At 59.6% G+C, this 4,613-nt stretch carries 5 protein-coding genes; all 5 read right to left on the bottom strand.

Annotated features, from left to right (window positions below):
• Nucleotides 1-696, bottom strand: a 696-nt coding sequence (locus AX735_RS25340; RefSeq protein WP_202189620.1) for a helix-turn-helix transcriptional regulator, incomplete at its 3' end; no start/stop codon positions are given.
• On the bottom strand, nucleotides 693-1,625 hold the full coding sequence (locus tag AX735_RS18745) for a helix-turn-helix domain-containing protein (protein ID WP_082751194.1): 933 nt from the start codon (nucleotides 1,623-1,625) through the stop codon (nucleotides 693-695). The genes AX735_RS25340 and AX735_RS18745, both read right to left, overlap by 4 nt.
• A gap of 507 nt (nucleotides 1,626-2,132) precedes the next feature.
• A complete protein-coding gene (locus AX735_RS18740; protein WP_066283322.1) occupies nucleotides 2,133-2,597 on the bottom strand; it encodes a nuclear transport factor 2 family protein in 465 nt (154 codons plus the stop codon).
• Between the two features lie 87 nt (nucleotides 2,598-2,684).
• Complete coding sequence (locus AX735_RS18735) at nucleotides 2,685-3,431, bottom strand: hypothetical protein (protein WP_137775281.1); 747 nt, start codon at nucleotides 3,429-3,431, stop codon at nucleotides 2,685-2,687.
• On the bottom strand, nucleotides 3,412-4,613 hold a 1,202-nt coding region (locus AX735_RS26080; protein WP_066283318.1), incomplete at its 5' end, for a hypothetical protein. The genes AX735_RS18735 and AX735_RS26080, both read right to left, overlap by 20 nt.

The following is a 4,613-nucleotide window of genomic DNA, read 5'->3' as shown; positions in this document are numbered from 1 at the left end:
ATGATACGGCGACACATGACATATGCCCGAAATATCATTCAGCGTGATGTCGCGATCAAGATTGGCGCGCATGAATTCGACCGCACGTCGCGCCTGCCACGGTGCAAGATGATGGCCCAGACGGACATCCACCTGCCCGCTGGCTGTATTGCACCTGCTGAAATGATAGAGGATCATCCAGCACAGAGAATCCCAGATTAACGCGGGCGGTGCGACATTGCCGGACAGGTGGATGGCCGTATCCGCCAGCTTGCGCAATTCAACCGAAACGCAGGTCGTGATCCGGGTAAAGTTCCAGCCCAGCTCCGCGGCGATCCTGTCCTGGATGGTCTTGTCGAAATGGAGATGGAACCAGCCCTGCACCCTTTCGGTCTGGTCAAACCAGATACTGTCGATCCCGGAAGGCAGCAGCATGAAGAAATTCGGCTTGACCTCCACATTATAGGCTGTTCCGGCCAAGCGAGCGCGCTGGATATAGGGACCGGAAGTCCGGCACAACAAGACGATGGACGCATTGGCAGGGACAGAGATGTGGGAAACCGGCTCCCGGCTGATCAGGTCGCGCTGCCAGACAGAACTCATGCCCTGCCCCGCAAATATGTTGGACGTTACGGGTTCAACGCCTGAATAATGTGCAACATCATAGGCATGAACACCGGTCTTCTGCCCGGCACGGGGCGCAAGCAGCGGGGTCACGGTCCCAACATTTCGCGATAGCGGCTCGGGGCGTAGCCAGTGGTCTGTCTGAACGCGCGGGCAAAGGCCTGGGGTGTCTCATAACCTGCTGCCATAGCGATCTCCGTGATCGAAAGCGGTGAGCCTTTCAGCAGATCCTTGGCATGATCTATTCGCAACAGCACCAGATAGCGATGCGGGGGCACGTTCATGGCATTGCGGAACCCCCGCGCGAAGTGGAATGGCGAAACCTGGCAGATTTCGGCCATTTCAGCGAGGCGAATAGGGGTATCAAGGTTGGCCCGCATGAACTCGATCGCACGCCTGATCTGCCAGGGGGCCAGCCGATGCCCCCTCGCTCCCGAGCCAATGCCCTTGCGTCTGAATGTGTTGGCGATTTCGAACAGGATCGTCCACGACAGCCCCTCCCACAGGAGGTCCGAGGGAGCGGAGTCAGATGTCGCGGAAATTGCAACATCAACCAGCGACTTGAGCCTGGGAATGTCCTGATAGGCCAGAGCCTGATATTCGAAACGGAATTCCAAAGCTCCCTGGCTGACCGTTGCCCTGTCGATATGAAGATGGAACCAGCCTTCCGTCATCTTCATTTCGCCGCCCCAGAAGCTGTCCAGTCCTGCAGGAATGATGAAGACAAAGTCCGGGCCGACCCGCAGATCGACAGCCGTCCCGGCAAATCTGCAGAACTGGGCATAAGATTGGCCGGTCCTCGAAAGGATCACCAGACTATCGCTGGCGGGAACCTCGATCTCGATGCCCTGACTGGCATCGGGCGCCTTGCGCTGCCAAAGCGAGGACATGTGCCCTCCGACATGCACGTTAGAGACCGCGGGCATGCCGCCCAGAAAGAGAGCATCATCATAGCTGTGCAGGCCGGTTGACGGCCGGTAGACCAACCTGGTCGGGTCTTGGGTGTAAAGCTGATGGCTCATGGCAAGCTACCTTGTTCGGCCAATATGATGTTCAAGTGACGGCCTGCGCTCAGCATCGACAATATGCCGGAACCGGGCAATATTGCCGCTCCGGGGTGATGATTTGCCAGGTCACGGAAAAGCCGGGCTAGGCTCTTACTTAAGAATACCTGCTGCAGGTCAAACTCAGCACCATCGTCCACAGCCTTCGCAGCGATGGTGGCAGTACAAAGAAAGCGCCGATGGTGCAGGGCCTGGCATGGCGCGCAGCCAGGCCGATTCAGCAAAACACGGCTTCATGCGGGATCTCCAATATCCTTGGGCCATCTGACGACCTCCCGCGTCCGCAGATGACCGGCGATAGTCTAGCGCAGCGCCGCCAGACAGACGGTTCCAAATCCCGCAGGATTGTGCAGAAATTGCTTCAGAATTGGGGCTAATGTCAGTGTATGTCGGCCGCAGAGGCATTTCGCGACCGCAAGCCCAATCGAAAGGTGCGAGGTTGAGGCTCGGGCCAGAGATCGAACCCTACAGACCCAGATCGCTGAGACCAGGATGATCGTCGGGCCGCCGGCCGAGCGGCCATCGAAACAGACGCTCGACCTCCGCAATCGGATGCTCGTTGATGCTGGAGAAACGCCGTGTCATCAGGCCGCTGTCATCAAAATCCCAGTTCTCGTTGCCATAGGCGCGGAACCACTGCCCGCTATCGTCATGATATTCATAGGCATAGCGGACCGCGATGCGACGCCCGTCATGGATCCACAATTCCTTGATCAACCTGTAGTCGAGCTCACGATTCCACTTGTGAACGAGAAAGGCTTCGATCTCGGTACGACCCTGCGGAAACTCGACCCGGTTTCGCCACTGGGTATCGAGCGTATAGGCCAGCGCAACCCTGGCGGCATCCCGGCTATTCCAGCCATCCTCGGCCAGGCGGACCTTTTCGCGTGCGGTTGCCTCAGTGAAGGGCGGCAAGGGAGGGCGAGCCATGAACTACTCCTGCAAATACTGCAAAAAGGCCACGAAGGCCGCAATGCGTACGACCAAACGATGCGGCTGCCTGCGGAACCCTGCAGATCAGGGCTGTATGGCCATGCCGGCCATTGGCAGATTGCAAAATGCCACATCAGCGCCCCTGATGGTCTGCTCGAAGCTCCCATCCGGCCGGTTGCCGCAAACATCCTCCAGCCACGGTTGCACCACAATCTCAATCACGTCTGGCCAGGGCGAATGCGGGAAGACCATGATCGCCTCGCCCGTTACCTGGAAGCTGGCGGGATGCGGAACGCCAGACTCGCCCATCATGAAAACAGCTGTTCGAACTGAGAGATGGTCGAGTGATCGCCCGGTTTCTACTCTGAGCGGAGCAGATGTGCCCGACTTCGGCCTTGTCCAAAACCAAGCGGATGTATCGATGCGCCTGCGTTCCGGTTCCGAAGCCGAGAAGCGGAAGCGCTCCTCCCTGCCGATTTTGCGACCTTGCAAATCCGCCATCGCCGGATCAACCCTGAGCCAATAGCTGGCGCCCGGACGCAAGGCTGGACCGAGCGCCTCGTGCGCTGCGACCCCGCGCTTTATGCGCGCCGGATGCATGAGCAAGGTCAGTATGCGCCCATCTGCCGTCCAGAGGCCGTCGGGATAATCGACCAGAACGCCGCTGACAGCCTGGCCGTCGTCGGTCATCAACTGGACGTGGGCAGCGGCATCGAACGGGTCCATTGCACGATCGAACTCAAGGTGGAACCGCAGGATATTGGCTGGCCAGACCACGCTCGCGGGGTGCACGGACAGCATGCGTGGCGGATCAGCGAATAAGTTCGGCATGGCCCTCATCGCGCTTCATCATGGCATGGAATGGCCGGATATAGCCTTGCTGAAAGGAATCGCCTTCCGGATAGGCATAGCCTGGCATGTCATATTCGTTGACATGGTCCGACAGGCGGAAAAACGCCCCCTTGCGGAACGACACGAGTTCTAGCGCCCCTGTCTGCGCATCGCGTCGCAGCGCGAGCAGGAATTCGTCGCCCTGGTCTGCAACAGCCACCAGGTTCCCCAGCGGAACGGGAATGGCGCGGACGCCCGCAAACTGGTCGAACGGCGCCTTGACCGGCTGAGTGAGGCCCTGACCTGCTGCCGCTTCGGCAATGGCGGGAAGCGCGATAAGATCCGCCGATTTGGCAGCATTGGCGACGAGAACCCAGTCGGAACTTTGCCCCTGGTATTCGATGGCAAATGACATCACTGAAAGCGGCGTATTGCCGAAGCCGAGTTCCGCAATCGTCTTTGCTCTCAACCGTGATTGATCGACCAGCTCTGCCAGAGGAACGATGACAAGCGGTGTGCAGGTATAGGCTGCGAGCAGATGCGGAATGCCCCCCAGCGTGACCACGTCCATTGCCCGGATGGGCGCACGCGTTTCTAACTGATTATGGACGGCATGATACATTTCGATCCGCGTCGATTTGGGCTGTTTGCCGAAAGGATAGGCAATACGCCGCAGGGTCGACGCAAAGTCTGCATTGGCAATCCCGGAGATGAGCAGTTCATTCCCCTGCCAGGCGAAACAGGTGACCGTCAAAGTCCGGACACTGGCCTTGCCCCAAAGGCTGCCCTCCCCTGGCAGGTCGGACAGGGCAAGCGACTGGACATGCCAGTCATCCGGATCATGGATGGTGACAGAACCGTCGGCCGTTGCCAGAGCAAGCAGGACCCTGCCGCCGATTTCCGCCGCCACGATCGCGCGTCCTGCATGTTCCTGCCAGGCCAGCGCCGTTGCCCGCACGCGCCTCGACCCAGCCATGGCCAAAGCCTCGTCGACAGCGACAAGATTGAAAGCAGCCGTCTTGCCGGAACCCCTAGGCTTGGGCAGATCGAGCACATGCAGCGACCCGCTGCGCCAGTCGGCGATGACCAGCCTGCCGTCCGGAGCCATCGTCATGGCGCTGATCGATTTCACCTTGGCCGGCTCGCGCGCGTCTACGACGGGCGCCGAAACAAGCGAGGCGG

The sequence above is a fragment of the Blastomonas sp. CCH1-A6 genome (assembly GCF_001556365.1).
Lineage (GTDB): Bacteria > Pseudomonadota > Alphaproteobacteria > Sphingomonadales > Sphingomonadaceae > Blastomonas > Blastomonas ursincola.
Note: the sequence above shows the minus strand (reverse complement) of the source record. Positions and strands in the feature narration are given on the sequence as shown.